Origin of the sequence: Roseibium sp. FZY0029, from assembly GCF_036350355.1 — a bacterium.
GTDB lineage: Bacteria > Pseudomonadota > Alphaproteobacteria > Rhizobiales > Stappiaceae > Roseibium.
In genome coordinates this window covers 321,629-347,838 of the sequence record NZ_JAZDVZ010000004.1, presented here as the reverse complement: position 1 = coordinate 347,838, position 26,210 = coordinate 321,629, and the positions used below count along the sequence as shown (strand labels likewise).

The following is a 26,210-nucleotide window of genomic DNA, read 5'->3' as shown; positions in this document are numbered from 1 at the left end:
GTCTACATTGGGGACCGATTCGCGACGGGGAGACACTAAATGCGTCGGCTTTTGATCGGACTGGGCAGCTTGTTGTTCTTGCTGGCAACCATCGTTCTGGTGGTGCCGCTGTTCCTGCCCAAGGACGAAATCAAGCGTCAGGTGGTGGAACAGGTGGACAAGCGCTTTGGCTGGCGCGTGCGCCTCGACGGGCCTGTGTCCCTTTCGCTTTTCCCGGGCTTTACCCTGGTTGCCGAAGACATTGGCCTGGCCGGTGAGGCCGGGGCAGACGGGATCGAGTTTGCCAAGGCCGAGCGTGTCGAGTTCGGTCTGGCGTGGGGCGGTCTGGTGTCCGGCAACATCCAGGTGACCGGAATTGCCCTGGACAAGCCGGACATCTATCTGGAAATCGGCCCGAACGGCACCACGAGCTGGGAGCCGCGCCGCGACATTAGCGACATTGGCGACCTGATCGAGGCGGAAACCGGTGACGCCGAAACCGCTGCGGTGGCGGAAAGCGCACCAGCGCCTGCTTCTGAGGTGGGCGCGGAAGAAACGGCTGCAAGTTCAGACGGCTACCTGAAGAGCATTGGTGTCGACAGCCTGCAGATCACCGGTGGCACGGTGACCTATAAGGCGCCGGACGCTGCCGAGCCGGTTCGTCTCTCCAACCTTGATCTCAGCCTGCAGGCGCCCAGCCTGTCGGGTGAGGTCGATCTGACATCCAGCTTCACGTTCCGCGAAATGCCGGTCGCGGTCACAGGATCCCTGACGAACCCGCTTGCCCTCATGAGTGGGGAGCAGGTTCCGGTGGACCTGAAGATTTCCAGCGGTGAAAACAGCCTTTCCGTCACTGGTCAGTCCGGCCTGGATCCGGTGCGTGCTGACCTGGCTCTCACTGCCGCCGGGCCATCCCTGAAGGCTCTCGCGGCGCTGGCCGGTCAGGATCTGGCTGCCGATCCGGGAGCATTTGCCGTGTCGGCCAAGGTTGCAGGCACCGAGGCTATGTTGTCGCTGGCTGATCTTGATATCACGCTTGGTCAGCTTTCTCTTGGTGGTGCGGCGGATGCGGATCTGTCGGGGAGCGTTCCTGAAGTCTCCGGCCGGCTGGTGCTGAAGGATGGTTCGATTGCCGATCTCCTGAAGCTTGCGGGCCGGGATCTGCCGGCCAGCGGCAAGCTCAGCGTGGATCTGGCGTTCGAAACCGCTGGGCAGACAGGTGAAGAGCTGCTTGCCGGGCTTGATATCAACGGCGGCGTGCGCATTGCCGAGGGCGAAGTCGGCGGACTGGGGCTCTCGTCGGCTGTCGGCGGCGATCCGGAAGCTGACCGCCTGACGAACCTTGCCCTGGATATCGATCTTCAGGGGTTGGAGCAACCGGTCTCGCTCAGCGGCGCGCTGTCCTGGCGGGGGGAAGCTTTCAGCGTGACCGGCGAGGGCGACACTGCCCGTCTGCTGGCCGGGGAAGCCGCGCCTGTTTCGGTGACAGTGAAGGGCAATCGCGTCAGCGCCGGCTTCAATGGCAGAGCGTCGCGCAACGGTGCGCTTGACGGTGCAGTCAGTGTCGACACGGCAGACCTGCGGGGCCTCATGGCCTGGCTGGGCAAGCCTCTGGGCAACGGCGGCGGTCTCAAGCGCTTCAAGGCGTCGGGCATCTTCGGTGTTGCGGGCGAGACGATCTCGTTCGAGGAAACCCGTTTCACCCTGGATGATACCTCGGGCGAAGCCAACGGGCGCATCGTTCTGGGCGGCAAGCCAAACGTCACGGCTCGGCTCGATCTGCGGGAGCTTGTGCTCGATCCCTATCTCGGAGGCACATCGTCTTCCGGCGGTGGTGGCGGCGGTTCCACAAAGGCGTCCGGAAACGCTTCGGGTGGCGGCGGTGGCGGCAAACGCGGCGGCTCGGGCGGCTGGAGCACGGAACCGATCGATTTCTCCGGTCTCAACGCAATCGATGCCGACTTCAAACTGACCACCAGGGAAATCCGCTGGGACAAGATCAAGATCGACCAGAGCGCGCTATCGACCACCATCAAGAACGGTGTGCTGACCGCGAACCTGGAAAAGCTGGCGCTTTACGGGGGCTCCGGCACGGGTACTGTTACGCTTAACGGAGCCGCTGCCACGCCTGAGGTTGCCGCAAAATTTGCGCTCGTCGAACTCAATGCCTACCCGCTGCTGCGCGATGCTGCCGATTTCAGCTGGATCGAAGGCAAGGCCAACATCAACCTGAATGTCACGGCCAAGGGTGGCAGCGAGCAGGCGCTGGTTCAGGCCTTGAACGGGACGGCCGACTACAAGTTCGCCGACGGTGCAATCAAAGGCATCAACGTGCCGAAAATGGTTCGTGGCCTTTCGGTGGAAACGCTGCTCGGCTGGCAGGCCAACCCGTCTGCCAAGACCGACTTCAGCTCGCTCGGGTCGACTTTCCAGATCCAGAACGGCATCGCCAAGACGGACGACCTGTCTCTGGTTGGCCCCCTGGTGCGCATGACCGGCAAGGGCACGACGGACATGCCGGGGCAGCGCCTTTCCTGGCGTGTGGAGCCGAAGATCGTGCCAACACTTGAAGGTCAGGCTCCGCAGCCTCGGCGGAAGGGCGAAGACAAGAAGCTGGCCGGCCTCGGTGTGCCCATCGTGATCGAAGGTCCGTGGAACGATCCGCGTATCTATCCGGACATCAAGGGCATACTGGAGAACCCGGAAGCGGCCTACAAGCAACTGCAGCAGACCGGCGGCGAGCTGATCTCCATTCTGCAGGGCAAGAAGGAACCGTCTCAGGAGCTGGTGGACCAGGCCAACAAGGTCATCAATCAGGCGACCGGCGGCAAGACGCAGATCGACGTTCAGAAGGTTCTCGAGGGTGATGTCGATGACGAGGAAGTTCTGAAAGCGGTTGAAGAAGGCTTCGGCCTGCCGTCCGGGCTGTTGGGCAACGTGTTCGGAAACAAGAAGAAAAAGAAGAACTGACGGCGCAACCGGGTGAAGGTGCTGCGCTTCGGCGCGGCATTGCCTTCTGTGTCGTCGATTTCAAACCGTCTGTTCGGATGCGGGAGCAGTGCCGCATTTAACCGGAAAATCCTGCATCGCCTTTTGCGTTGAAATCTCTGATTTCAGGCAGCGAAAAGCGGCTCCGATAAAACGCGATTTGCTCTGAGCTCGTCCGGCAGCGGACGTGTGCGTTCAGAACTGCCTTGCCCGATGCGCCAGTTCGACACCGGGGTTGACCCGCATCAGCCGCATTTCACCAAAACTGCGGATCTCGCGCTTGCCGAGGTCTTCCAGGTGAAATTCGTCCACCAGGAACTCCTTCATGGCATCAGGCGCCACAACGCACATAGGATTGGCGAATTCCTGCAGTCGTGCGGCGAGGTTCACCGCCGAACCGAAGACGTCATAGACATATTTCTGGATCCCGACGACCGAACCGACTGCCGGTCCCGTGCCCAGTCCGACCCGCGCCAGCCACTTGTGTTGATGGCTCTGGTTTCTGCGTTCCAGGTAGCGAATGAAGCGGACGGCGCAATTGGCAACCGCACGCATGTGGTCTGGCGAAGGTTCGGGCATGCCCGCAACGGCAAGATAGGCATCACCGATGGTCTTGATTCGCTCGCAACCGAATTGCTCCGCAATACGGTCGAAAGCGGTGAAGATGTCGTTCAACTCCCCGAGCGTGACCGTCGGATCATGTTCCGAGGAGAATTTCGTGAAGCCCACGAAGTCGAGCATCACGACGGAAACGCTTTCGTAAAGCTGAGGCGTGACGACACCGAAGGTCTTGAACTCCTCGTAGACCGAGCGCGGCATCAGGTTGAGGAGCAGGCGTTCAACACGTTCCTTTTCCCGCTCCAGTTCCCGCGTATTCCGCTCGACCATGGAAGAATAACTCTCGATCATCGATTCCAGTTCGCGGATCCGCGTGATGTTCTGACACTCGACGACGAGGAAATCCTGCTCCTCGGCCGGGGAGACCGTCAAGGCGATGACCAGCGTCCGGCGCTTCATCTTGACGGAGACTTCGCCGGTAAAGCGGCCCTGGTCTTCTATTTCCGCGCGGAGCTTTTCGATATCGATATCCGGCAGCAGATCGGTGAGCGCCGCAGCGGCATCTGGTTTTCCAAACCAATCGGAAAACGGGCCGTTCTGGAAAAGAACCTGCAGGTCCTTGCTGCCGACTACGGCAATGCCAACACCGATCGCGCGCAGGAGCTGCTGGTTGATGGCGGTGATGCTCATGGAGCACCGGTCGAAAGGATGGCGGAGCGGCGGGCTTCGATTTCCCGCATCACGGACTTGATGTCACCCGGGTCGAATTTGTGTTCCACCAACGTCTCGCGCAGAAGCCGCGCGATTTCGTCAAAATCCTCGTTGTTCAGGTCAAGGGTGGCATGGGTTCGTCTCAGCCGCTCTTCCGAATAGGAAATCGGCCCGCCCAAAAGGTAGGAGATAAATTTTGTCTGATGATCGATCAGACGCGTCATGTCGACGTCGTCGAAAAAGTCGCCGATGTCCTCGGAATCGAGAACCTTATCGTAAAAAGTCATTACGATGCGGCTCACCGAGCCGAAGCCGCCGTACTTTTCAAACAATGTCGCAGGCATGCCGCAGAACTCAATTTTCAGAATGAGATCAAGAATAAGAGAGTAGTCGACTATTCTGCCAATGCAAAGATTTTGTGCTTTCTATTCCTCTGGGTCACATAATCGGATTTTCTCTGCGGGTCTCTCGCACATTCCGGTGGTCGGTTAATCGCCGTGTTAGGGCGGGGCGGGGTGTTCCTGTGTTCCAGTACATGAGCGCGAAAAGCCCGGCGTTGGCACGGCAACAGAGTGTCACCGCGCCTTCCGGGATATCCTCTCTCTTGAAACCCGCTATTTGGACAGGTCCTGGGCCAACATGAGAGCGTTGCCGTCCGGATCGTAGAAGGTTGCCGTGCTGACCATGCCTTCGATGGTTTCTGTCGGCCCGTCGAAATTGACCCCCGCTTTTTCCAGTGCACTGCGGGCAACGGCGATATCGGCCACACCGAACACGGGAACAGTGTTTCCCGGAGCGGGTTCGGACTGTTCGCCCAGCCCCAGGGTCACGCCCTCGGTCAAGGTCTTCAACTCGCTCCAGCCAGCGTCATCCATATGGTAAAGCAGCTCGAACCCGAGCTTTTCCGCATACCAGTCGGCACTTGCCTGCCTGTCGCGAACCGAGAGGGCGAGGGTGATCGTGTTATCCAGTGAAACGACAGGCATGAGACTTCCTTATGTAGCAAAAGTATAGTAGCTATAAAACATGAATATGCAGCTTCTTGTCAACCTCACGTCCAAGGCCTGGTCCCTGAAAATTCTCGCTCAGCTGCATGCAGGCCTTCCCGGGCGCCAAGCTCCATTGATTGCAGCAACGGGGGCAAGCCGCAGTTCGTTTGCGGCAAGCCTTGACCTTCTGATCCAGCTTGGGCTGATCGAGCGAAACCCTGGCCACGGCCATCCCTTGCGGCCGGAGTTTCGGCTTACGGAAAACGGCAAGGTTGCCGCCGCCATGGCGAGCCGAATCGAGGAGATCGTTCCGAACGAGGATGCCTTTGCCATACTGAGACGCAGCTGGACCGTCCCGATCCTGGCGGTGACGGGAACGCCGAGCCGATTTTCGGCCATCAAGTCCGGTCTTGGGCCAGTCACGGACCGGGCCCTGTCGAAGTCCCTGGGTGTACTGGAGGAAAAGGAGTGGTTGAGGCGGGATATCGACCTGTCTCAACGTACGCCCTTCCCGATCTATCATGCCGTAAATGCAGGACTGGAAATCAATCAGGTGATCTCCGCCGGCGGGTTTTGACCGGGATGTGAACCAAAGTTCTATCCTGTGGTTGCATTTTTCGCTCTGGAGGTGCGGTTTTCCCCTACGTCGTCCACCGTGCAAGTATCTGTTTCTGAGGGTTAATTTCAAAATCAATGAATCTGGGCGTGTGGCGGGGCCTCATGACTCTTCTGGTTCATTGCAGTTTCCGGATGTAGCGCTACGCTTGTGAGGTCGTGGCGAATCTTGCGAGGCAAGCATGTCCCGGTCAGACGAAGAGAAATGCGGTCGCCTGATGCGCACCGCCTGCACGAATGTCATCGGTTTCTGGCAGCTTTTGCAGGAGCCGGACGTTCACAGGATCGATCATGTCAAACGCCTGCAGTACCGGGCCTACATGATCGGCTCCGCCCTCCATCTGGCAGACCTTGTGGTCAGGCACGAACAGGCCCTGATCCATCTCCGCCGGCCAGCCGGGGAGCCCGAGCTGGGCGAAGAAGCAAAACAGTTCCGCGCCATGGTTCACGCGTTTGATGGTGACCACCAGGAGACACTCGATGCCCGGGCCCTGGTTTTCAGCCAGGCCGTGCAGAGCGCCTTTGCGGAATAGACACGGGTAGGGTCAAAGGCCAAGTGCGGCGACCATCCTGTCGACCGCATCGTCCACCGTACCGGTGTTTTCAATGCGGATCAGGTTGGCGACGTTTTCCGGTTCCAGGTCGGCGCGGCGTAGCCGGTCTTCTATTTCCTGCCTGCTTTCGCGGCCGCGCGCAGCAAGACGTTCGGCCAGAATTTCGACCGGGGCGGTGATCAGCAAAACGCTGGCGTTGCGGTACTTGTCTTCTGCCTGCTTCAGAACCTTGCGTGAGCCATTGGCAATAACGGTTTCGCCGGCTGCGATTGCCTGGTCGTAGCTTTGCGGAATGACGTAGCCGAGCCCGTGGGCTTCCCAGCAAAGGGCAACTTTTCCGTCAGCTCTCAACCGGTCGAATTCGGTGCGTGAAAGCGTGTCGTGATCCTCGGCCTCGACATCTGCCGCACGGGTGATGGCACGCCGGGCGAAGCTGACGTCCGTTCGGCCCGCGAGACGGGCTTTGAGCGCGGCCATCAGCGTGTCCTTGCCAGCCCCACTCGGGCCCACCACAAGCACCATGCGGCCGGGGCCGAGCTTTTCAGCCATGACGGAGCCAGCCTCAGGCAACCCTTTTGCCCTCGCGCCAGACGCCGCGCACGACCGGAATGTCGCCCACCATCTTCACCTGAATGAGATCGGCCCTGAGGCCGGGGTCCAGAACGCCGCGGTCTTCCAGGCCGATGGCCTTTGCAGGCGTTGACGTGACCATGGCAACAGATTGCGGCAGAGAAATCGCTTCGACCTCATCAGCCAGTTGGAAGGCAGCCTGCAACAGCGAAATCGGCACATAGTCGGAGGACAGCACATCCAGAACGCCTGCCTCTGCAAGTTCCTTCGCCGAGATGTTGCCCGAATGAGACCCGCCGCGAACGACGTTCGGCGCGCCCATCAGAACGGCCATGCCGGCTTCGTGTGACGCCTTGGCGGCTTCCAGAGTGGTCGGAAACTCGGCGATTTTCGTCTGCAGCGAAATTGCCTCGTTCACATGGGCGGTGGTGGCGTCATCGTGGCTGGCGATGGCGATGCCGCGCGCTTGGGCGATGTCCGACAGATGCTTGCGGTTTTCAGGGGCGAGGCTGCTGGCGCGTGCCTGGCGCTTGCGGATGAACTCGTCCATCTGGGCGTCGGTGAATCCCTTCTTGCCCTGATAGTAGACCTTGTAGGCATCCATCGACACGAATTGGCGCTGACCGGGCGTGTGGTCCATCAGCGAGATCAGGCGGATACTGTCATCATCCTCAAACACCTTGAAGGCGTCGAGCACGTCTGGCGCGGACACTTCGCAGCGCAGGTGGATGAAATGATCGGCGCGCAGGCGGTTTTCCCGCTGGCCGGTTTCAATGGCGTCGGCAAGTGCGCGCATGTCCGCATAGCCGAGGTCCGCGTCTTCATCCATGCCAACGCGCAGGGCATCGAAAACCGTGGTGATGCCCGAGCAGGCAATTTGGGCATCGTGGGCCTGGACGGCGGAAACCGGGTTCCAGCGCACTTTCGGACGCGGCGCGTAGTGGGTTTCCAGGTGGTCGGTGTGCAGTTCGATCAGGCCGGGCAGCAGGTAATCGCCTTCGCAGTCATGGCCGTCGACGTCGGTCGGCGATCCGACGCCGGAAATCAGACCGGCATCGTCGACCGTCAGGGAGCCGTCGAACACTTCGCCTGCGAGAACCAGACGGGCATTCTTGAAGACTTTGGGGTGCTTGCTCATGCAGTTTCCTCTTGGGACAGATGCCCGCTCTGGCTGAGCGCGTCAGCGGGGGCGGTGTTGCCGGTCAGCTCAAATACCGTGCGGACCTCAAACGGCGCGCCGCGCTCGGCTTCGGTGTAAAGCGCGACGTGGCGGCACAGCCTTTTCCTGCCGGTGACATCCGCGAAATGGTCTCGGGCGGCATTCGTCAGCCGTTCCATGTCGGTGTCGTCTTCCAGCTTGTTGGACAGAGTCAGATGAAAGCGGAATTCATCGAAGATATAGGGATAGCCCCATCTGACGAGATAGGTGTCGTGTTTTTCCGACAGTCTGCTCTTGCGGCGGCGCTCCAGATCCGCTTCCGAAAGCGGTGCGCGGAACGGCTCAAACCGGCGCACGCACAGGCTGGCAAAGGCACGCAGGGCCGGCTCTTCTGCCTCAGGGGTGAGTGCCAGAAAACGGCCAAGCCTGTTCACGCCGAGGGCTTCTATCTCGTAAGGCGCGATTTCCGCTGCAAAGGCTGTGCAGGCTTCCACCAACCCCGCCTCGGTCTGATCGGCTGCGAGGGAAAACGGGGCTTTCAAGGTCCCGTGAAAACCATAGCGTCGGGGATCGGTCGTCAGCTCGTGAAAGCGTGCAGGTGTCATGCCGTGCAATTCCGGTTGGGTCAGGGCCGCGCTGGTGAAGGGATCACGCCCGAGCCAGGTGTTTCCGAGCTGCATCAGGCGGTCGTCGGCATTGGCGGCGAAATAGAGAGCATAGCGCATGAGGGGAATCGCAATTTTTGAAATGTGGTTCGGCCGGGAAGTGGCAGGGCCACGTCCTTCAACTTTCTGAAGGAGTGACCTAAAGACGGGCGGTGACTTTTCTGTGACAGTTTCCGCCCGTCTGCAAGCCTTTCCTCATCTTGCGCCTCAGGCGGCCGCTTCCGCGCTGAATCCCGTCACGTCGATGATGCGGTCGGCAATCTGCTCCCGCACATCCTGATCGTGCAGGATGCCAACCATTGCTACGCCCTGGGCTTTCTTCTCTTCCACCAGACGGACAACCACGGCTCGGTTGGCGGCGTCGAGCGAGGCGGTCGGCTCGTCCAGCAGCAGGATCGGATAATGGGCGATGAACCCCCTGGCGATGTTGACGCGCTGCTGTTCGCCGCCGGAGAAGGTGGCCGGCGGCAGGGTCCACAGGCGCTCGGGCACATTCAGCCGAGACAGCAGGGAGCGGGCCTTGTCGACACCTTCTTCCTCGCTGGTGCCCTGGGCGATCAGCGGTTCCGCAACCACATCTTCCGCCGACACGCGCGGAATGGTGCGCAGGAACTGGCTGACGTAGCCGATCGTGTCTTCGCGCAGGCGCAGAATCTTGCGCGGCTCGGCGCCGGCAATGTTGACGATCTCATCGCCGGCCGTCACCAGGATCTGGCCCTCGTCACAGCGGTAGTTGCCATAGATCATCTTGAGGATCGAGCTTTTGCCGGCTCCCGAGGGGCCGCCAAGGACGACGCATTCGCCGGCATTGACCGAGAATTCGACTTTCTCGACTACGGGAATGACGGTCCCGCCTTGCAGGTGCATGGTGAAGGACTTGCCGACATTGTTGAGATAGAGGCGTACGGGCATTTCGGTCCTCATACCTGGAGAATGGAAGAAACGAGCAGCTGGGTATAGGGCTCGCGCGGATCGTCGAGCACCTGATCCGTCAGGCCGCTTTCGATGACATCGCCGTGGCGCATCACCATGATCCGGTGCGACAGCAGCCGGGCGACGGCAAGGTCGTGGGTGACGATGACTACCGAAAGCCCGAGATCGGCCACCAGACGGCGCAGCAGGTCCAGAAGGCGGGCCTGAACGGAGACATCCAGACCGCCGGTTGGCTCGTCCATGAAGACCAGCCGCGGCCTTGTGACGAGGTTGCGGGCGATCTGCAGGCGCTGGCGCATGCCACCGGAGAAGGAGCGCGGATCGTCGTCGATACGGTCACTGTCGATTTCCACCCGTCCCAGCCAGTCGTCAGCGGTGGAGCGGATGTTGCCGTAGTGACGTTCGCCCACCGCCATCAGCCGTTCGCCGACGTTGGCACCGGCGGAAACATTCATGCGCAGGCCTTCGGCGGCATTCTGGTGCACGAAGCCCCAGTCGGTGCGCATCAGCAGGCGGCGTTCTGCCTCGGTCAGCTGGTAGAGATTGCGCATGGTGCCGTCGCGCATGCGGTATTCGATGGCACCCGCCGTCGGAGCCAGCCGCGTCGACAGGCAGTTGAGCAGCGTGGTCTTGCCGGAACCGCTTTCGCCGACGATGGCCAGCACTTCGCCGGGCCACAGATCGAAGGAGACATCGGCGCAGCCGACGCGGTCGCCATAATAGCGGGTGACGTTGTGAACCTGCAGCAGCGGATCCGTGGTCGGAAAGGCGTTCATCGGGCGGTCTCCTCTGCCTGGGTGGCGCCGAACTGATGTGCCGCCGGATCGGCTGCCATCGGGCCGAGGTGGCCCTCCGCGCGCCGTTCCTCGCAATAGTCGCTGTCGGAGCAGACGAACATGCGTCCGCCCTTGTCATCCAGGATCACTTCGTCGAGATAGACATTCTCCGCGCCGCACAGGCCGCAGGGTTTGTCGAATTTCTGCACCTCGAACGGGTAATCCTCGAAGTCGAGGCTCTTGACCTTGGTGTAGGGCGGAATGGCGTAGATGCGTTTCTCGCGGCCGGCGCCGTAAAGCTGAAGGGCTGCCATCTGGTCGATCTTCGGATTGTCGAATTTCGGTGTTGGCGAAGGGTCCATCACATAGCGGTCGTTGACCTTCACCGGATAGGCGTAGGTGGTGGCGATATGGCCGTTCTTGGCAATGTCCTCGTAGAGCTTCACGTGCATGAGGCCGTAATCCTCAAGCGCATGCATCTTCCGGGTCTCGGTTTCGCGCGGTTCAAGGAAGCGCAGCGGTTCTGGGATCGGCACCTGGAAGACGATGATCTGGTCTTCGCGCAAGGTCTTTTCCGGAATGCGGTGGCGGGTCTGGATGACGCTTGCCTCCGACGTCTCGAAGGTGGTGCGCACGCCTGCAGTCTTTTCAAAGAAACCGCGCAGCGACACGGCGTTGGTGGTGTCGTCGGAGCCCTGGTCGATCATCTTCAGGCAATCGTTCTTGCCCAGAATTGCCGCCGTCACCTGCACCCCGCCAGTGCCCCAGCCATAGGGCATCGGCATCTCGCGCGAGGCGAAAGGCACCTGGTAGCCCGGAATGGCGATGCCCTTCAGGATTGCCCGGCGGATCATGCGCTTGGTCTGCTCGTCCAGATAGGCGAAGTTGTATTCGCCCTGTTCGAAAATCTGAGCCGTGTCGTTCATTCTGCGGCCTCCCGGGCAGCGTCGCCCTTTTCTTCTTCCTGACGGCGTTTTTCGAACCATTCGCCGCGCATGCGGCGCACGAGGTCCAGTTCGGCCTGGAAATCGACGTAATGCGGCAGCTTCAGGTGTTCGACGAAGCCGGTCGCCTGGATGTTGTCTGAATGGGACAGGACGAATTCGACGTCCTGGGCCGGGGCGGATGGCTCTTCCCCCAGTTCCTGCCAGCGCATGGAACGGTCGACCATGGCCATGGACATGGCCTTCCTTTCCACCTGTCCGAAGACGAGGCCGTAGCCGCGGGTGAAGGTCGGGGCGGTTTTGGCGGAGCCCTTGAACTGGTTGACCATCTGGCATTCGGTCACCTTGATGGTGCCGAGCGTCACGGCAAACCCGAGTTCCTCTGCAAAGAACTCCACCTCCACTTCGCCGTAGCGGATTTCACCGGCAAAGGGGTGTGTGCGGCCATAGCCGCGCTGGGTGGAGTAGGCCAGCGCCAGCAGGAAGCCTTCGTCGCCACGGGCAAGGTTCTGCAAGCGCAGGTCCCGGTCGGCCGGGAAGGACAGGGGTTCACGGGTCAGGTCACCGACCGGGGCGTCCTCGTCAGTGATCGGGTCCGGCTCCATCAGGCCTTCGTCGCCTAGCAGATCGGTGACGCGCGGCATGCTGTCGTCTTCGACGCGGGCGGTTTCGGCCGGCTTTTCAAGGCCGTCCTCTTCGGCGGCCAGCGCGAAGTCCAGAAGGCGGTGGCTGTAATCGAAGGTCGGGCCCAGCACCTGGCCGCCGGGCAGGTCCTTGTAGGTGGCCGAGACGCGCCGTTCCACCAGCATTTTCGCGGTGTCGACCGGCTGGCTGTAGCCGAAGCGCGGCAGGGTCGTGCGGTAGGCCCGCATCAGGAAAGCGGCCTCGATCAGGTCGCCGCGTGCCTGCTTGATGGCAAGCGCGGCCAGCATTTCGTCATAGAGCGACCCTTCGCCCATGACGCGGGCAACGGCGTGGGAGAGCTGCTGGGCAATCTGCTCCAGTGTCAGCGAGGGAACGGATGTGTCACCCCGGCGGCGCTTGGCCATGAGCTTGTGGGCGTTGCGAATTGCTTTTTCGCCACCCTTTACGGCTACATACATGGTGTCAGACCTCCGCTTTCAGGATGCGGGTGGAGCGGGGCAGGGCAGCCAGTGCGTCCTGGCCGGCAAAGACCAGATCGATGCCCCGGGGAAACTGGCGGTTGTTGGCGATCACCTGATCCCAGAAGACCGGCGGAACCGGGCCGGAGCCGAAGGACACGGTGTCCTTGACGCCCGGACCGCTGAAGGTGACAGACGGATGAGAGCTGAAGTCCTGCCCGGTCAGGATCACCGTGGTCGAGCGGTCCGGATATTCGGCGGAGCCCTGGTTGAAACTTGCCAGCGGGATCATGCTCACCGGCGCGCTGACCAGCGCGAAGGCCGCTTCCACCGGTTCGGTGACGATCGGGCAGCCGGTGTGGAAACGCAGGAAGGTCTTCACCGCGTCCGACGTCATCAGCGGTTTGTCGAGCCAGATCGGTGTGTCGTAGTCGAAAAGGGTCAGGGCAATGGCGGCGGCCACCTGTGTCAGCGGTGCGGGCGGCTTCAGATTGCCGGCGGAAATCGTCTGCCGGGTGCCCGGGCGGGCCATGGCGTTCATGATGGCACGGAAGCAGCCCTGCGCATCGTGAACAGGATCCTGAAAGCCCGCGGCCAGGGGGGCGGCGGCGGTTGCGTTGCTTGCGCTCATCAGTTGTCTCCCCGCACCATGGTGAAGAAGTTGACCTTGGTGGCCTCGGTTTCCTGGCGGACGGTTTCCTTCGCGCCTTGCTGGGCTTCGGCCAGCGGTGCGATGATGTCCGCCTCGATGCGTCCCTGCATCGCCGGGCTTTGCCACAAGGCGTCGATCACGGCCGATTGCAGCACCTTCTGCTTGTTGCGGCCAAGACTGTAGGCGTTGCCGGTTTCGCCGGTTTCAAGCCGGACGACGCAGCGGGTCACAGTGACCTCGCCCAGATTGAACGGGCTGCCGGTTCCGCCCATGCGGCCACGCACCATCACCAGTCCAGTCTCGGGCTGGCGCACCAGTTCGTAGCTCTGCGAAGGAAGCGCGTTGAATTTTTCCGCGACAGCTTCGGCGGATGCAGCGGCCAGTGTTGCGATGACCTTCTGGCGGGCGCCGACTGCCGCGCCGGCTTCGGTGTCCGGGGAGGATGTGGAGGGTATGTCTGTCATGAAGCGCGCCTTTTGGGTTGGGCGGTTCTTCGGAAAGCGTTCGAAAACGCCCTTGTCCTAGATCTGATTTGTCTATTTGTCTAGACAAATAATCCGGTTGACTCTTTGGTACCGAAATTTGATGACGGGCTCATGACGACAAACAGCACTCTCGACCGCAGCGCCGGAATTGCGGTGTGGCGCCAGATCATGGAAACGCTGAAAGCGGAAATCGTGAGCGGCGCCTTTGAAAAAGGCAGCCGCCTGCCGCCGGAATCTGAGCTTGCGAGCCGTTTTGGCGTCAACCGCCACACGGTGCGCCGGGCCATTGCCGCGTTAACGTCGGATGGCATTCTGCGGGCAGATCAGGGCCGCGGCACCTTTGTCGCCTCCGCCCCGCTCAGCTACCCCATCGGGCCGCGCACGCGCTTTTCGGAAATCGTTTCAGGCCAGCTTCGGGCCCCGTCCGGTCGGTTGATCGGGTCCGCAATCGAGGAAGCCGACGCTCTTCTGGCGCATCAGCTTGGCGTGCCGCTCGGCACGGTGCTCATTCGCGTGGAAACCTTGCGTGTTGCCGACGGTGTGCCGATGATCGTTGCGACAAGCTGGTTCGAACAGGCCCGCGTGCCCAACTTCGTTGCCGACTATGCCGAGACAGGGTCGATCACCACAGCCCTGAACCGGGCTGGCATTTCCGACTATCGCCGCAAGGAAACACGGATTACCGCCGAACTGGTGGAAACACGGGACGCCCAACAGCTCGGGCTGGCGCTGGGCCAGCCGGTGATGGTGGTGGAAAGCGTCAATCTGGATATGGCCGGCAAGCCCCTGCAATGCACCCGGGCCCGCGTCGCCGCCGACCGCATGCAGCTTGTTGTCAGCGGTGACACCTGAGGGCAGCTAGCGCCTTCGCCTGAAGCGCCAAGCCAGCGCTATTCTTCGACCGGCAAACCCCGGAACCAATTCCCGGAGCCGCAGGGATCAAACGTTTTCACGTGTCGCCGAAAAGGCTTTTATCAGGATTCCGGCAGATTTTCCGGGTCGAAGTCACACATCTCGGCGGCCTTGGCCAGGCTCTCGCTGAAACCGGCCGGTGAGAAACGGCCATAGAGCCAGGTTTCACCCAGGCTCTCGCGTTCCACGGAAATGTCGACATTCGTCTCTGCGTTGGCTACTGCCGCGGCTATGTCCTTCACGAAGCCGGATGTCATCGAGAGCTTGTTTGGGGCCTGCATGCCGACAGGGAACATTTCCTCGCCCAGCCAGATATCTTCCCCGTCAATGGTGATTTCAACCAGATCTGTCTCGGCCCAGGGATCTTCCTCGTTTTCGGTGTAGGGGGCATATTCGTAAGTGAAATCTGCGTTGTAGCCTTTGACGTCGAAGCTGAACTGCAGCGATCCGGAGGTGTCGCGCGCGGGCGCATTGTTGTAGACAACACAGGTCCCGCCGATCCTGGCTGCTTCCCAGTCACCACTGCTGAACGGCGCGGCCGCCACGCTTGTTGCCGGCAGCAGGGCCAGCACCGAGACAAAAGCTCTGAATTTCATTCCAAAGTCCCTCAAGAACATATTGATGTGCGGACACATGCGTCCGGCTGCCCCGCGAACCGTGCAAGGGCTTGAAACTCATTCGTTTCCGGCAAAGTCATACAAGCTCTTCGTTGACTGAATGGGAATAGTCTCAAGAAAAAGGCCGGGATCGGCTTCCCGCGGAACCTTTGGTTTTTGGTGTCGAGGGTATGGGAGTTGTGGTGAGCCGATTGAGGACGGCGGCGCGAAGCTCCCGAAGGCCAAACCCGGTCACCTGAGCATGAGACCGACAGGAGCGTTCACGGGCGATCGCCCAGATCTGGTTGTTCTTGGGAGGCTTCCTAACGCTGCTGCATCCACGGAACACGTCAGTCGCGCGCGTCGAGCGAAAGTCCAAACCGCACAGCAACGCCCAATCCTTCTTGCTTCATCAAGTCAGGTATCTGAATTGCCGAAGGGGTCAGATGCTTGTCTGCAATAGGATTGCGTCCTGCTGACTTCCCAATCCGCGTTGTTGGGGGTGCGGTCTGGTTTCAAGCGACTGGTGCAAGGCCTCATCGTCTTCCGTGTCGGCCAACTCAAGGCTCCAGACACGGAAGCCGGTAAGCTCATAGGCGCCGAAAGACGTCATCATCGCGACGTCGGCCGCATCGTGCCCCCTGACCATCAGAACACGTCCGGCCCTTGGTACGTTGTAGCGCGCATCGAACGTGTACCATCTGCCGTCCAGAAAAACTTCGAACCAGGCGCAGAAATCGTCGAAACCCGTGTCGGCGACACCGATGTCTCCCAGATAACCGCTGGTATAGCGGGCCGGTATGCCCATCGCCCGGCACAGGCTTATCGCCAGTTGGGCAAAATCCCGGCAAACGCCGGTCTTTTCCTTCAGGACGTTTGCCGCAGTTTTGTCCGGCCGGCCGAAGTTGTAGCCGAACGTGACCTGACTGTGAACGAAGTCGCAGATCGCCTGAACTCTTGACCATCCCTCTTTCGTCTGCCCGAATGTTTTCCAGGCGAATTCCCCCATCAGGTCGGAGTCGCAATAGCGGCTTGCGAAAAGGTAGGTCAACGTTTCGTTGGGCAGATCCTGCAAAGGGATTTGCGATGCTGCGGGATGCACTTCGTCTGGCTGGCCGTCCACTTCCACGATGCAGTCGGACCAGAACGTGGACACGCCTGGGGGAGCGGTTACCCGGGTGATGCGATTGCCATAACCGTCCGTGTATTCCCGGATATTGGGGATGCTTATATTTCGGACATGATCGGAGCCGATCACTCTGCCGGCAAAATCGCTGTGAACACTCAAGGCCAAAAGCATCGGGACAGGCTCTGGGCATGTGACGGTAATCTCAAATCCTATTCGGATGAGCATGTCGATCTTCCTTGTGCATGAGCTAAATAGGGTCCAGGCTGCAGCGCTTTCCGAGCCAAGGACAACCAACAACGGCATGCGGGGGCGACAAGGTTCCGATGACAACCGCTATTCGCATCCTCCACACTACACGATATCGCTACAGCCGGCCGGTAAAGTTTGGAGCTCACCGGCTTTTGCTGCGCCCAAGAGACGGTCACGATTTGCGGCTGCTCTCATCTGCAATTGCCATTTCGCCCGAACCGCGGCTGAGTTGGCACTTCGACACGTTCGGCAATTCGGTTGCGAACGCGGAGTTTTCCGACGCCTCGAACGTGCTCGAATTTCGCAGTGAGCTGCTGATCAGGCGGTTTTCCCACGATGATTTCATCGCGTCTCCGGAGCGGGGCAGAAGCGCTTACCCCTTCGCTTATCCAGAGGAAGATCTTATCGACCTTGCGCCATTCATATCGCTTGAAAACCCGGAAGAAGGCGAGGCAATCGATGCCTGGCTGGCGGCGGTGATCGGTCCTGGCCCAGATGAGGTTCTCGCTTTCTTGCGGCTGTTGTCCGAGACGGTCAACGACAAGCTGACCTATATCCGGCGGGAGCGAAGCGGCACGCAGAGCGCCGCGACAACTCTGAAAAAAGGAACCGGCAGTTGCCGGGATTTTGCTTTCCTGTTCATGGAAGCCGCGCGCCGCTCCGGGTTCGCAACCCGTTTTGTGACGGGGTATCTGAACGATGTCACCGATGACGGACACATGCACTCCGGCGGTGGAGCGACCCATGCCTGGGCGGAAGTCTATCTGCCCGGCGAAGGCTGGGTGGAATTCGATCCGACAAATCGCATCATCGGAAGCCCCAACCTCATTCGGGTCGCCGTGGCCCGGACGCCCCGCCAGGCGATCCCCATCAGCGGAACATACGATCCGCGCTCCGGAGCGAAGTTTTTGGGAATGGATGTTGAGGTGAAGACCAGTATCGAGCCCTACGACCCGGGGAGTTCCGCTTAGGGCAAAGCTTGCGTAAGACAATCGGGGTGACACTCATCGACCCTGGCCGTTGTCATGCCGGGCACCTGGCTCATTTTCCCTTTAAAGACCCTGGCCTCAACAACCTGAACTTTGCCTTCGCGTTGCCTTCACCCCCTCAGCACGCCTCCGACGGCAATCGTCGTTGATCAGAAATAGCCCTCAACAGACACGTAGATGATCATCGCGAAACTCAGAAACGCGAAATAGGTGGTGAAGGATTCGGGGTCCAGGAATTTTTGGAAAGTGGATCTGATGGTCGCCATTCCGCCCTCGATTTTGGGGCGAAGTGTGTAGGCTCCTGTCGGCAGCGCCCTGTAAAATTGCTGCAGATACTGTATTATATAGGAATAAATTTTGGTTTTGCGAATTTTATTTTGAAAATATTTTGGTATGATTTTTTGATTGGCAGATTATTTTTTTAGATTTTTGGAAGTTATATTGAATTATTTTAGAATGTACTTTTATTATTCGATTCTGCTGTTAAAAATGCAGGTTCCTTATCGAAGATCACGAAATCTTCCAAAGAAAGTGCCTTCGTTGACGGCAAACATGGCGCGTTTCCAGCAGCCTGCTCCTGCTACAATCTCCGAACTGAGTTTCCGCCGGCTATGATACGCTTTATCAAGCTTGCGGCAGCCTGGTGCGTTTTCCTCTCGGCTTCTGTCCCAAGGGCATTTTCGTGAGCCGCTGCGGCGTCCTGCAGAACGCCTGCAATCTCATGCTCGGGAAGAAGCTTATGATCGTTCAAGGCAAGCAGAAGTGACTCGCAGATCGAAAGCGCAGCCATTCCGGCGTAATCTGTCTGGTCAGCCATTGCGGTATTCCCTTTTCGGAATTGAACTTCAAGGATGACTTTGTGCCTCTTGAATTTCCCATTGTCGCAGGAAGTGCATTAAGCTGTACTGATCGAAAGCAGTGCCAGCACAGTCCCGTGTCTGAAATCGCAGCCGGCCCGGTAGGTCCCACTTGAACGTGATTGAAAACAGCCCCTTCACTCGGAAGCTGGCGGGATACGTAACGTTGTCTCCGGTAGAACTTGAGGTTCTGGAACGATTGCACAAGCGGCGCCGGTCTTTTGCGGCGGGGCGAGATCTTGTGCAGCAGGGGCAATCGGAACAGGCAGCCTACATACTCTCGGAAGGTTGGGTCTGTTCCTACAAGGTCCAGCGTGACGGCACGCGCCAGATCATTGATTTTCAGATCCCGGGTGATTTTCTGGGCCTGCGTAGCGTGCTCTTGCGCACGTCCGATCACAGCTTTGAGCCGGTTACCGATATCCAGGCGATCGAAGTTCTGGCGAGCGACCTGCTTGAAGCCTTCGCGCAGACGCCTCGCCTGGCAAACGCGATCCTGTGGGCTGCGTCACGAGACGAAGCAATGGTGGTTGAGCATCTTGTGAACGTTGCCCGCCGCGACGCAGATGCGCGCATGGCGCATTTTCTGCTCGAGCTCGGCGCCAGATTGGCCCTGGTGGGCATGGGCAACAAGGCAGGCTTCCAGTGCCCGTTGACGCAATATCATCTCGCCGACGCACTGGGATTAAGCGCGGTCCACGTCAACCGCGTCCTGCGGCAATTGCGGGAAAACGGTCTGCTGACATTTCGAAACGGTCACGTGACGTTCGACAACCGGCATCGCCTTGTCGAGCTTGCAGAGTTCGACGAGGCCTACCTCGATCACACAGGGCCGGTACTGAAGTAACTGCTGGGGCCGTTACCGGATCGTGCTTTCGACATTCCGGATCTTTGCTCGTCTCTGCATGAAATCACCTCACTGGCCTGGCCTTCGGCCCAAATAAGAGATCCGCCAGGCCGACGGAAACTGGATCGCAAGCAGGTAGTCTGTGTGAGGTGCGTCCGGCAAGTGGAAAAGGGCGGAAACCGCACGGTCTAGAAGAACGAGCGGATACAGAAGAATAAAAGCCTTCAGGCTAACCTGGATCAGCCTGCGTCATCAAAGTGCCTGATAATGTTATCGCAAGATCGTGCCTGCGGGTTCTTTCCCTCGAAAAGACTTTCATTGCGATTGCATGAGGCAACCATCAAACAGATCGGCGGCATCCAACATGAATACGCGATCAACCAGATCGACTGTGACGTTTTGCCAACCTTTCACTTTAAAGGGTCATTCAGACGTATTGCCTGCAGGCGACTACGAGGTTCTCGTTGAGGAGGAAGAGCTGCAGGGGGTGAGCTTCCTGGCCTACAGAAAGAAGGCAACCTACCTGATCATCATGGGACACGGCAGGACCGAGATGCGTGAAATCTCCGGAAATGATCTGGAATCCGTGCTCAACCGAGACCAGCCTGCCAACGATGACGAATAAACAGCAAGGCGTTGCCTGCTCCAATGGAAGGACATCAAATGAATATTCCCGAATGGCTTAAACCTGTCACCTATGGCGTCGTGATCGGCGCAGTTGCCGTGAGCACTGTGGGGTTTTCCTGGGGTGGCTGGGTAACGGGTGGAGGCGCGGCAAAGATGGCGAACGCGCAGTCGCATGACGAAGTGATTGCAGCGCTGGTGCCGGTTTGCGTGAGCCTGTCCCAAGCGGATACAGAACGCGCGGCAAAGCTGGCGAAGATCCGTGAAACCTCTGCATACCAGCGCAGGAATGTGCTCATGGAAACTGGATGGGCGACGGTTCCTGGTTCGGACAGCTCGGACCGGGATCTGGCGCAAGCCTGCCTGGCTGCGCTCGAACTGGACAAGTCCTGATCGGGAGCGTTCATCGTGCCGGAGAGTTTAGTTGGTCCGACGCCTGCCGAGAACGTCCAGCTTCAGGATCAGGCCGCAGTGGATACAGTTGCTTACTATGTGAAGGAAGGTCTCACACTCAGAGACTTTTTTCGCCGGAAACAGCGCACTAGCCGAAGGGAGACTTTCGTCATCCAGTTGGCGGAAAATGAAGACATACGGGTCGTTATCGACGAGCCGGAACAAGAGCAAAGTCTAGCGGTGCGTCCCGACCGAGATTGACTTCATTCAGGGGCGGCGAAACGTGTCCCGGCGATCTGCCGGGCGACGCGAGTTTCCGGTCCTTCACCCCCCTTAGAACCAGGGTAATTTATCTGCTCAGCCGGTGCGCAGGCAATTCTCGGCAGGGAACTGCCATGTCACCGGCAAACAATGGTTCTCCCCTTTTTTGACCCAGTCACGTCTTTTGCTTCCTCTGACCGGAAATGCCCGGCAGCGCATCAGGGATGAGCGCCGGCGCACATGACTGGCGCAAAGGTCAGTCGCTGGCTTTTTGTGTGGCCGCCTTCAGCTTGGCAATGTCTGCCTCGGAAAGCTTTGGCCGGTCGACCTTGATCGTCAGCTTGTCGAGTTTGGCGGTCAGAGGGAATGGCGGCTTGTAGTCGGCGTCATTGACCCCGGTCAGGGTGTCCGAGCCGATGTCGAACGCTTCGTCCCATTGCAGGATGATCGGGATGGTCTTTTCCATTTTCCTGGTGTCGACCAACTCGCCATCGACCTTGAGCGTGCCTGTGCCGGGACGGCCAACCCCGCTCATGTTGTTGAAGGCAAGCGTTCCGGCCCCCAATCCGTCGTACTTGAAGTCGAACTCAAGCGTGTGCTTTCCCGGGGTGAGTGCTTCCTTGCCTTCCCATTTGATCCTGTCCAGATCAACCAGGTTCCACAGGAACACGGGTTTTCCGTCCAACAGATAGAAACCGTACCCCGCAAAGCGGCCTCCCGATGTCAGGATCATGCCTTCGGCACCGCCTTCTGGAACAGTCAGTTCCGCAGTGATCGCGTAGGAACTGTTGAGAATGCTCGGTGAATCGCCCTGCGGCAATCCGGTCATAGGGCGGGTATAGACGAACTCGTCACGGCCCGCGGTGATGTTTGGACGCGGTGCCGCAACGCGCGGGCCAACCGACGCATCAAGAGGAAACACCTGGTATCTGGTTGCTTCCCTGATGAAGGTTTCCTTCAGGTCCCGAACCTTGTCAGGGTTCTCCGCGGCAATGTCCGTCGTTTGCGTCGGATCGGTCTTGAGATTGTAAAGTTCGAACACCTGATTGTTCAGGGGATCCTCATTGGCAGCGCCGAAGGCATCCCAGGGAGCGCGGTTCACCTTTGTGGCAAGGAACCAGTCATCTTGCCAGAGGCCCCACTGACCGAACATCTCGAAATACTGGGTGTCACGGGGTGGAGCCGCGCTGGCATTCGCCTTGTCGAACAGATAGGCAAAGCTCTTGCCGTCCATCGGAGCCTGGGTGATGCCGTCGACGGTTTGCGGAGGAACGATACCGGCAACGTCGAGAATGGTCGGCACCACGTCGATCACATGCAGGAACTGATCGCGCCTTCCACCCTTGTCGGTGATCTTCGCAGGCCAGGTGACCGTCATGTTCTGCCGGATGCCGCCAAGCTGCGAGGCGATCTGTTTCATCCAGGGGTAAGGCGTGTCGAACGCCCAGGTCCAGCCGACAGCCATGTGGTTGTAGGTCGCCTCCGTTCCCCAGACGTCGTACCACTTCATCTGCTCTTCGGCGGGAATCGCATTGATGCCATTGAAATAGGCAACTTCATTTGGCGTGCCGAGCATGCCCCCTTCGGCGCTCGTGCCGTTGTCTCCGTTGATATAGATGATCAGGGTGTTTTCGTATTCGCCGATATCCTTCAGGGCCTGAACGACGCGGCCGATTTCATCGTCCATATAGGCCGAATAGGCGGCAAAGACATCGACCTGGCGAATGAAGAGCTTCTTCTCGACATCCGTGAGCTGATCCCAGTTCTTGATGTAGTCGGTCGGCCAAGGCGTGATTTTCGCATCTTTCGGAAACAGCCCCATGTTCTTCTGGTTTTCGAAGATTGTTTCCTGGAGCTTGTTCCAGCCATCATCAAAGAGATGCATGGCGCTGATCTTGTCGACCCACTCTTTGGTCGGGTGGTGGGGCGCATGGGTAGCGCCGGGCGCGAACTTGACGAAAAACGGCTTCGACGGATCGATCTGGTGCATCCGGGTGATCCAGTCGATGGCATCGTCCGCCATCGCTGTCATCAGGTTCCAGCCGGGTTTGCCATCAAAGGGATAGATCTGGGTCGTGTTCCGAAAAAGGTTCGGCTGCCACTGGTTGGCATCTCCGCCCACGAAGCCATAGAAATATTCAAACCCCATGCCGGTCGGCCACTGATCGAAGGGACCGCTCTGGCTGGCCTCGAAGGCGGGCGTGTTGTGGTCCTTGCCGAACCATGACGTGTTGTAGCCATTGTCGAGAAGGATCCTGCCCACCGTGGCTTTGTCTTCGGTGATGATGCTGTTGTAGCCGGGATACCCCGTCGACTGTTCCGAGATAACGCCGAAGCCGACATTGTGATGGTTGCGCCCGGTGATGAGCGCGGCGCGTGTGGGCGAACAGAGCGAGGTCGAGTGGATGCTGGTGAAGCTCAATCCATCCGCCGCAAGCGCGTCCATGGTCGGATGAGGAATGACGCCGCCGAAAGTGCTTGGAATGCCCCAGCCGGAATCATCGGTGATAATCAGCAGAACGTTGGGAGCTTCGGCAGGGGGCACGACACGCGGAGGCCACCACTGCGTAGAGTCCCCGGCAAGCGTGTCGATGTTGCCGCCGAAAGGTTGCGGAGGTGGTGGCAACTGCAATCCATTGAGAGTGGTTGTGGCATTCGGGGCACCGGAAGCCGGTTGTGCATCTGCCTGAGCCGTGGCGCCAACCAAAAGCGCAAACCCGACAACGCTCGTCATAAAGACTTTAACTGAACTCATTATTGCCTCCCGCACTGACACTGCCGAGTCAGCCTTCGCGTGTATTGGAATGCCTTCGAGGGCTAATAACTCTACGTAAAATTTATGTTTTTAGAGAATTCCAAGGCTCACGGTACAGTAAAATAATCTGCCAGCAACTACGCATCGCTACGTATTATCTTGTATTTTTGTTTGATACGGTCGTGGCTCGCAATTTTTAATTGAGTTCTGTTTTTGGGGTTCAGGTCAGGGTCAAGGTGTTGTTTTCGTGGCTTTCTTTTGGTCGTCTAGACGTCGGATTGCTGAAGATGACACGTTTGACGAAGGTGGTTTGTTTTCAGAGGTCAACAAAACCGCCAAGTCCACCTATTCCAGCGCGCGGTCACTCCGAAACAGTGTCTATTAAGTCACGCTGCCGGGATTTGTTTTCTTCAATATAAAACTAAAAGTGCCCCTAAGTTAGATTCAGGCTAAATTTGAAGATGGGTGAAGCGAATGTTATTTCGCGGTTCGGTTGCAGAGCGAGAAGGTAGAATGTTGAAGATCCATCTTTCCAACGCTGTCGCCTTGGCTGGGCTTCTCATGTCCCAAGCTCCTGCGCTCGCTGCCGATCTCCCGGTCGAGCCGCCGGTGACACCTGCTAACATCGTGGAAGACCGATGGAATTTCAGCATCACGCCCTATTTCTGGATGGCGGGCCTTGGCGGGGAAACCGCTGCCGGCGATGACATCAGCATGCCGTTCAACAAGGTGATCGAGAACCTGAGCTTTGCAGTGATGACGTCTGTTGCTGCCGAGAAAGGGCGCTTCGGTGTCTATTCCGACCTGATTTACATGAATCTGGAAGGCTCCAAGACCACGACGGCAAGAATCGTCAGAAGAACTTTCGATGCAAGACTGAATGCCACGATCCAGGGCTTCATCACGACCAATTCTCTGGGCTACAAGATTGTCGATACGCCAAGCACCGGCATCGCCGGTTTCGGTGGTTTTCGGTATCTGTGGTTGAGCACCGATCTCGATTTCTCACTTGGCAACTTCAGCGCCAGCGCAAATGACCAGGGGCAAGTCATCGACGCCATCGTGGGCTTGCGCGGGGAAACCAAGATTACCGACCGCTGGTCCGTAGCCTATTACGGCGATGTCGGCACCGGCCAGTCGGACGTTACCTGGCAGCTCTTCGGCGCCATCGGTTATGAAATCAAGAACATCGATCTTTTTGCAGGGTATCGCTACATCGGCTGGCGGTTCGATGATGTTGCCGGCCTTGACGCTCTTGATACCTATGGCCCGGTCCTCGGCGCACGGTTCAAGTTCTAGTCTTGCAGTTCTGCTATCACCTTCCAAGCCGTTGCGAACGGGCCCCTGGAGGTTATTCATCGGTCAATTTGGTGTCTGTGCCGCCAGCCCACCTTGCCGACAGATGCAGCAGGATGATGACCATGGCAATGGGAACCGAGACAGAGATCCAGACCATGGGAATGCCGAGCGTGTCCGCGGTGAGGCCGGATTGCCGGGCCAGGTAGCTTTTTGCAAAGCCGCCCCGCAGACCGACGAAGCAGAAATAGAGCACCGGCAGGACGAATGTCAGGATTGCCGCGCTTTGGATGGCCTCACCCAACACGCCGAGAATATGCGGGCGCTGCGGAAACACGCTATCCATCAAAACAGCGTCGGACTTCGTCTTGAACGACAGCGTTGCCCCGAGAAGCCCCGTCCAGACCATGGCGTAGCGGGCAATATCTTCCGTCCAGACCGGAGGGGAGGAGAAGACATAGCGGGCGATGATCTGGATCATCACGGTCACGAACATCAGGCAGACGGTAAGAACTGCCACCCCACGCACGGTCCGATGGACACCGTTGCTGAGGGTAATGATGAACTTGCGCATCTTGATATCTCCTGCTGCATGGCAGGCGGACCGCTGGTGCGGCCCGCCTTTCATCGATCAGCGCGTGCTTTCGGACAGTTCGGTCCAGGCCTTCACATCCTCGGACGGCATCAGGCCTGAATCGTAGACCGGCTTGGAGGCTTCACGAAAGACCGCACGCTCTTCCGGCGACAGGCGCTGGACGGTCACGCCCTTTTCCTCAAGCATCTTTAGGCCTTTCTCGGACGCTTCGTTCAGCCATGCACGGGTTGCTGCATCCGCGGTCTTGACCGCTGCATCTACCGCTTCACGGTCCGCGTCGGACAGGCCGTCGTACCAGGATTTGGAGACGATCACGGCGCGCAGCGGCCAGATGACCCGCGCGTCCGAGAAGTTCTTCACGAAGTCGGTCTGACCGAACAGAACGGGCACGAAGGGCGAGTTGAGGTAGCCGTTGATCACGCCGGTCTGAAGGCCCGTGGGCACTTCCCCCCACGGCACAATCGTGCCGCTGGAGCCCCACGCCTCGTACATGGCGATCTGCGCGTCATCCAGCGCACGCATCCGCAAGCTGGTCATATCGGCAGGCGAACGGACCGCGGTCGTGGTGGTGATTACGCCCGACGCAGGCCCGAGCGGGGCCAGAGCCAGCAGGATCGCGTCCTGGTCAGCCAGTTTGGCATTCACCTGCTCGAACACTTTGCCCGCTGCCAGAGCGCGGTCCATGTGGTCGATGTCGTCAAAGATGTAGGGAAGACGCACGCCGTAAATGAACGGATCGACCTGCGCGACGGAGCGCACGTCTGCAAGGGAGACTTCCAGCAGGCCGGTCGTGACCTGGTCGAACACCTCCGCCTCGTTTCCGATCGAGCCGCGCGGCAGTTCGCGCACGTCCATGCCGGCTTCTTTCAGGGCTTCACCAAAAGCGTGGGCCCAATTGTAGGATCCGGAGGTTTCCAGATCCGGCTTGGTGTCCAGCGCAATCTTGACCTCTGCGGATGCAGGTGCAGCCATTGCCACCAATGTGGCCAGAGCAAGTGCCTTGAGTTTCATGTGTAGTCCTCCCAG

At 59.2% G+C, this 26,210-nt stretch carries 26 protein-coding genes; 9 read left to right on the top strand and 17 right to left on the bottom strand.

From position 1 onward, the window contains the following. Positions 1 to 39 precede the first annotated feature (39 nt). On the top strand, positions 40 to 2,949 hold the full coding sequence (locus tag V1T76_RS13250) for an AsmA family protein (RefSeq protein ID WP_330561126.1): 2,910 nt from the start codon (positions 40 to 42) through the stop codon (positions 2,947 to 2,949). 213 nt (positions 2,950 to 3,162) lie between these two features. On the opposite strand, the gene V1T76_RS13245 is transcribed toward V1T76_RS13250, so the two are convergent. The 3 genes from V1T76_RS13245 to V1T76_RS13235 form a co-directional block, all read right to left on the bottom strand. Then, positions 3,163 to 4,215, bottom strand: a complete 1,053-nt coding sequence (locus tag V1T76_RS13245; RefSeq protein WP_330561125.1) for an adenylate/guanylate cyclase domain-containing protein — start codon at positions 4,213 to 4,215, stop codon at positions 3,163 to 3,165. Further along, on the bottom strand, positions 4,212 to 4,580 hold the full coding sequence (locus tag V1T76_RS13240; RefSeq protein WP_330561124.1) for a group I truncated hemoglobin: 369 nt from the start codon (positions 4,578 to 4,580) through the stop codon (positions 4,212 to 4,214). The genes V1T76_RS13245 and V1T76_RS13240 overlap by 4 nt, the downstream gene beginning before the upstream one ends. A 270-nt stretch (positions 4,581 to 4,850) precedes the next feature. Next, positions 4,851 to 5,222, bottom strand: coding sequence for a VOC family protein (locus V1T76_RS13235; RefSeq protein WP_330561123.1), 372 nt, complete (start codon positions 5,220 to 5,222; stop codon positions 4,851 to 4,853). Positions 5,223 to 5,268: 46 nt separating this feature from the next. On the opposite strand from V1T76_RS13235, the gene V1T76_RS13230 reads away from it, so the two are divergent. Together V1T76_RS13230 and V1T76_RS13225 are read left to right on the top strand one after the other, a co-directional pair. Beyond that, positions 5,269 to 5,802: a winged helix-turn-helix transcriptional regulator gene (locus tag V1T76_RS13230; protein WP_330561122.1), complete on the top strand. Its 534-nt coding sequence runs from the start codon at positions 5,269 to 5,271 to the stop codon at positions 5,800 to 5,802. 220 nt (positions 5,803 to 6,022) lie between these two features. Next, entirely contained in the window at positions 6,023 to 6,373 is a 351-nt protein-coding gene (locus V1T76_RS13225; protein WP_330561121.1) for a hypothetical protein, read from the top strand. A gap of 12 nt (positions 6,374 to 6,385) precedes the next feature. On the opposite strand, the gene phnN is transcribed toward V1T76_RS13225, so the two are convergent. The 9 genes from phnN to phnG all read right to left on the bottom strand — a co-directional run bounded on the left by phnN (position 6,386) and on the right by phnG (position 13,660). Next, positions 6,386 to 6,943, bottom strand: coding sequence for a phosphonate metabolism protein/1,5-bisphosphokinase (PRPP-forming) PhnN (gene phnN, locus V1T76_RS13220; RefSeq protein ID WP_330561120.1), 558 nt, complete (start codon positions 6,941 to 6,943; stop codon positions 6,386 to 6,388). A gap of 13 nt (positions 6,944 to 6,956) precedes the next feature. After that, positions 6,957 to 8,102 carry an alpha-D-ribose 1-methylphosphonate 5-triphosphate diphosphatase gene (locus V1T76_RS13215; protein ID WP_330561119.1) on the bottom strand — a complete coding sequence of 382 codons (1,146 nt, stop codon included), beginning with the start codon at positions 8,100 to 8,102 and terminating at the stop codon, positions 6,957 to 6,959. Beyond that, entirely contained in the window at positions 8,099 to 8,848 is a 750-nt protein-coding gene (locus V1T76_RS13210; RefSeq protein ID WP_330561118.1) for a DUF1045 domain-containing protein, read from the bottom strand. The genes V1T76_RS13215 and V1T76_RS13210 overlap by 4 nt, the downstream gene beginning before the upstream one ends. A gap of 147 nt (positions 8,849 to 8,995) precedes the next feature. After that, positions 8,996 to 9,700, bottom strand: a complete 705-nt coding sequence (gene phnL / locus V1T76_RS13205; RefSeq protein ID WP_330561117.1) for a phosphonate C-P lyase system protein PhnL — start codon at positions 9,698 to 9,700, stop codon at positions 8,996 to 8,998. Between the two features lie 8 nt (positions 9,701 to 9,708). Beyond that, positions 9,709 to 10,497, bottom strand: coding sequence for a phosphonate C-P lyase system protein PhnK (gene phnK, locus V1T76_RS13200; protein ID WP_330561116.1), 789 nt, complete (start codon positions 10,495 to 10,497; stop codon positions 9,709 to 9,711). After that, on the bottom strand, positions 10,494 to 11,423 hold the full coding sequence (locus V1T76_RS13195; protein WP_330561115.1) for an alpha-D-ribose 1-methylphosphonate 5-phosphate C-P-lyase PhnJ: 930 nt from the start codon (positions 11,421 to 11,423) through the stop codon (positions 10,494 to 10,496). Before V1T76_RS13195 ends, phnK begins: the two co-directional genes overlap by 4 nt. Then, the gene (locus V1T76_RS13190) at positions 11,420 to 12,544 is read right to left on the bottom strand and encodes a carbon-phosphorus lyase complex subunit PhnI (protein ID WP_330561114.1); all 1,125 of its coding nucleotides are present in this window, start codon (positions 12,542 to 12,544) and stop codon (positions 11,420 to 11,422) included. The genes V1T76_RS13195 and V1T76_RS13190 overlap by 4 nt, the downstream gene beginning before the upstream one ends. Positions 12,545 to 12,548: 4 nt before the next feature. Continuing rightward, positions 12,549 to 13,175 carry a phosphonate C-P lyase system protein PhnH gene (gene phnH, locus V1T76_RS13185; protein ID WP_330561113.1) on the bottom strand — a complete coding sequence of 209 codons (627 nt, stop codon included), beginning with the start codon at positions 13,173 to 13,175 and terminating at the stop codon, positions 12,549 to 12,551. Further along, positions 13,175 to 13,660 (bottom strand): phosphonate C-P lyase system protein PhnG, encoded by a 486-nt coding sequence (gene phnG / locus V1T76_RS13180; RefSeq protein WP_330561112.1) that lies wholly within the window; start codon positions 13,658 to 13,660, stop codon positions 13,175 to 13,177. Before phnG ends, phnH begins: the two co-directional genes overlap by 1 nt. A 132-nt stretch (positions 13,661 to 13,792) precedes the next feature. Here phnG and phnF point away from each other — a divergent pair, with 132 nt between their 5' ends. Further along, positions 13,793 to 14,533, top strand: coding sequence for a phosphonate metabolism transcriptional regulator PhnF (gene phnF / locus V1T76_RS13175; RefSeq protein ID WP_330561111.1), 741 nt, complete (start codon positions 13,793 to 13,795; stop codon positions 14,531 to 14,533). Between the two features lie 122 nt (positions 14,534 to 14,655). Here the strand turns inward: phnF and V1T76_RS13170 are convergent, their stop codons facing one another. Continuing rightward, entirely contained in the window at positions 14,656 to 15,189 is a 534-nt protein-coding gene (locus tag V1T76_RS13170; RefSeq protein WP_330561110.1) for a hypothetical protein, read from the bottom strand. A gap of 442 nt (positions 15,190 to 15,631) precedes the next feature. Beyond that, positions 15,632 to 16,543 (bottom strand): transglutaminase-like domain-containing protein, encoded by a 912-nt coding sequence (locus V1T76_RS13165; RefSeq protein WP_330561109.1) that lies wholly within the window; start codon positions 16,541 to 16,543, stop codon positions 15,632 to 15,634. A 98-nt stretch (positions 16,544 to 16,641) separates the two neighbouring features. Here V1T76_RS13165 and V1T76_RS13160 point away from each other — a divergent pair, with 98 nt between their 5' ends. From V1T76_RS13160 to V1T76_RS13145, 4 genes are all read left to right on the top strand, one after another. Next, the gene (locus V1T76_RS13160; protein WP_330561108.1) at positions 16,642 to 17,538 is read left to right on the top strand and encodes a transglutaminase family protein; all 897 of its coding nucleotides are present in this window, start codon (positions 16,642 to 16,644) and stop codon (positions 17,536 to 17,538) included. Positions 17,539 to 18,579: 1,041 nt separating this feature from the next. Further along, positions 18,580 to 19,260, top strand: a complete 681-nt coding sequence (locus tag V1T76_RS13155) for a Crp/Fnr family transcriptional regulator (RefSeq protein ID WP_330561107.1) — start codon at positions 18,580 to 18,582, stop codon at positions 19,258 to 19,260. Between the two features lie 436 nt (positions 19,261 to 19,696). Continuing rightward, on the top strand, positions 19,697 to 19,885 hold the full coding sequence (locus V1T76_RS13150) for a hypothetical protein (RefSeq protein WP_330561106.1): 189 nt from the start codon (positions 19,697 to 19,699) through the stop codon (positions 19,883 to 19,885). A gap of 38 nt (positions 19,886 to 19,923) precedes the next feature. Further along, the gene (locus tag V1T76_RS13145) at positions 19,924 to 20,277 is read left to right on the top strand and encodes a hypothetical protein (RefSeq protein ID WP_330561105.1); all 354 of its coding nucleotides are present in this window, start codon (positions 19,924 to 19,926) and stop codon (positions 20,275 to 20,277) included. A gap of 517 nt (positions 20,278 to 20,794) precedes the next feature. Here V1T76_RS13145 and V1T76_RS13140 read toward each other — a convergent pair. Then, entirely contained in the window at positions 20,795 to 23,293 is a 2,499-nt protein-coding gene (locus V1T76_RS13140; RefSeq protein WP_330561104.1) for an arylsulfatase, read from the bottom strand. Between the two features lie 513 nt (positions 23,294 to 23,806). Between V1T76_RS13140 and V1T76_RS13135 the strand changes: the two genes are divergently transcribed. After that, complete coding sequence (locus tag V1T76_RS13135) at positions 23,807 to 24,592, top strand: hypothetical protein (RefSeq protein ID WP_330561103.1); 786 nt, start codon at positions 23,807 to 23,809, stop codon at positions 24,590 to 24,592. Positions 24,593 to 24,644: 52 nt separating this feature from the next. On the opposite strand, the gene V1T76_RS13130 is transcribed toward V1T76_RS13135, so the two are convergent. Both V1T76_RS13130 and V1T76_RS13125 read right to left on the bottom strand, forming a co-directional pair. Beyond that, complete coding sequence (locus tag V1T76_RS13130) at positions 24,645 to 25,163, bottom strand: TRAP transporter small permease (RefSeq protein WP_330561102.1); 519 nt, start codon at positions 25,161 to 25,163, stop codon at positions 24,645 to 24,647. A 57-nt stretch (positions 25,164 to 25,220) separates the two neighbouring features. Continuing rightward, positions 25,221 to 26,195, bottom strand: coding sequence for a TRAP transporter substrate-binding protein (locus V1T76_RS13125; protein WP_330561101.1), 975 nt, complete (start codon positions 26,193 to 26,195; stop codon positions 25,221 to 25,223). Positions 26,196 to 26,210: the final 15 nt, after the last annotated feature.

What these genes read in the sequence shown, in the direction of transcription:
- V1T76_RS13250 (WP_330561126.1), top strand. Translation starts at nt 40, where the DNA reads ATGCGTCGGCTTTTGATCGGACTGGGCAGCTTGTTGTTCTTGCTGGCA.
- V1T76_RS13245 (WP_330561125.1), bottom strand. Translation starts at nt 4,215, where the DNA reads ATGAGCATCACCGCCATCAACCAGCAGCTCCTGCGCGCGATCGGTGTT.
- V1T76_RS13240 (WP_330561124.1), bottom strand. Translation starts at nt 4,580, where the DNA reads ATGCCTGCGACATTGTTTGAAAAGTACGGCGGCTTCGGCTCGGTGAGC.
- V1T76_RS13235 (WP_330561123.1), bottom strand. Translation starts at nt 5,222, where the DNA reads ATGCCTGTCGTTTCACTGGATAACACGATCACCCTCGCCCTCTCGGTT.
- V1T76_RS13230 (WP_330561122.1), top strand. Translation starts at nt 5,269, where the DNA reads ATGCAGCTTCTTGTCAACCTCACGTCCAAGGCCTGGTCCCTGAAAATT.
- V1T76_RS13225 (WP_330561121.1), top strand. Translation starts at nt 6,023, where the DNA reads ATGTCCCGGTCAGACGAAGAGAAATGCGGTCGCCTGATGCGCACCGCC.
- phnN (WP_330561120.1), bottom strand. Translation starts at nt 6,943, where the DNA reads ATGGCTGAAAAGCTCGGCCCCGGCCGCATGGTGCTTGTGGTGGGCCCG.
- V1T76_RS13215 (WP_330561119.1), bottom strand. Translation starts at nt 8,102, where the DNA reads ATGAGCAAGCACCCCAAAGTCTTCAAGAATGCCCGTCTGGTTCTCGCA.
- V1T76_RS13210 (WP_330561118.1), bottom strand. Translation starts at nt 8,848, where the DNA reads ATGCGCTATGCTCTCTATTTCGCCGCCAATGCCGACGACCGCCTGATG.
- phnL (WP_330561117.1), bottom strand. Translation starts at nt 9,700, where the DNA reads ATGCCCGTACGCCTCTATCTCAACAATGTCGGCAAGTCCTTCACCATG.
- phnK (WP_330561116.1), bottom strand. Translation starts at nt 10,497, where the DNA reads ATGAACGCCTTTCCGACCACGGATCCGCTGCTGCAGGTTCACAACGTC.
- V1T76_RS13195 (WP_330561115.1), bottom strand. Translation starts at nt 11,423, where the DNA reads ATGAACGACACGGCTCAGATTTTCGAACAGGGCGAATACAACTTCGCC.
- V1T76_RS13190 (WP_330561114.1), bottom strand. Translation starts at nt 12,544, where the DNA reads ATGTATGTAGCCGTAAAGGGTGGCGAAAAAGCAATTCGCAACGCCCAC.
- phnH (WP_330561113.1), bottom strand. Translation starts at nt 13,175, where the DNA reads ATGAGCGCAAGCAACGCAACCGCCGCCGCCCCCCTGGCCGCGGGCTTT.
- phnG (WP_330561112.1), bottom strand. Translation starts at nt 13,660, where the DNA reads ATGACAGACATACCCTCCACATCCTCCCCGGACACCGAAGCCGGCGCG.
- phnF (WP_330561111.1), top strand. Translation starts at nt 13,793, where the DNA reads ATGACGACAAACAGCACTCTCGACCGCAGCGCCGGAATTGCGGTGTGG.
- V1T76_RS13170 (WP_330561110.1), bottom strand. Translation starts at nt 15,189, where the DNA reads ATGAAATTCAGAGCTTTTGTCTCGGTGCTGGCCCTGCTGCCGGCAACA.
- V1T76_RS13165 (WP_330561109.1), bottom strand. Translation starts at nt 16,543, where the DNA reads ATGCTCATCCGAATAGGATTTGAGATTACCGTCACATGCCCAGAGCCT.
- V1T76_RS13160 (WP_330561108.1), top strand. Translation starts at nt 16,642, where the DNA reads ATGACAACCGCTATTCGCATCCTCCACACTACACGATATCGCTACAGC.
- V1T76_RS13145 (WP_330561105.1), top strand. Translation starts at nt 19,924, where the DNA reads ATGAATATTCCCGAATGGCTTAAACCTGTCACCTATGGCGTCGTGATC.
- V1T76_RS13140 (WP_330561104.1), bottom strand. Translation starts at nt 23,293, where the DNA reads ATGAGTTCAGTTAAAGTCTTTATGACGAGCGTTGTCGGGTTTGCGCTT.
- V1T76_RS13135 (WP_330561103.1), top strand. Translation starts at nt 23,807, where the DNA reads ATGTTGAAGATCCATCTTTCCAACGCTGTCGCCTTGGCTGGGCTTCTC.
- V1T76_RS13130 (WP_330561102.1), bottom strand. Translation starts at nt 25,163, where the DNA reads ATGCGCAAGTTCATCATTACCCTCAGCAACGGTGTCCATCGGACCGTG.
- V1T76_RS13125 (WP_330561101.1), bottom strand. Translation starts at nt 26,195, where the DNA reads ATGAAACTCAAGGCACTTGCTCTGGCCACATTGGTGGCAATGGCTGCA.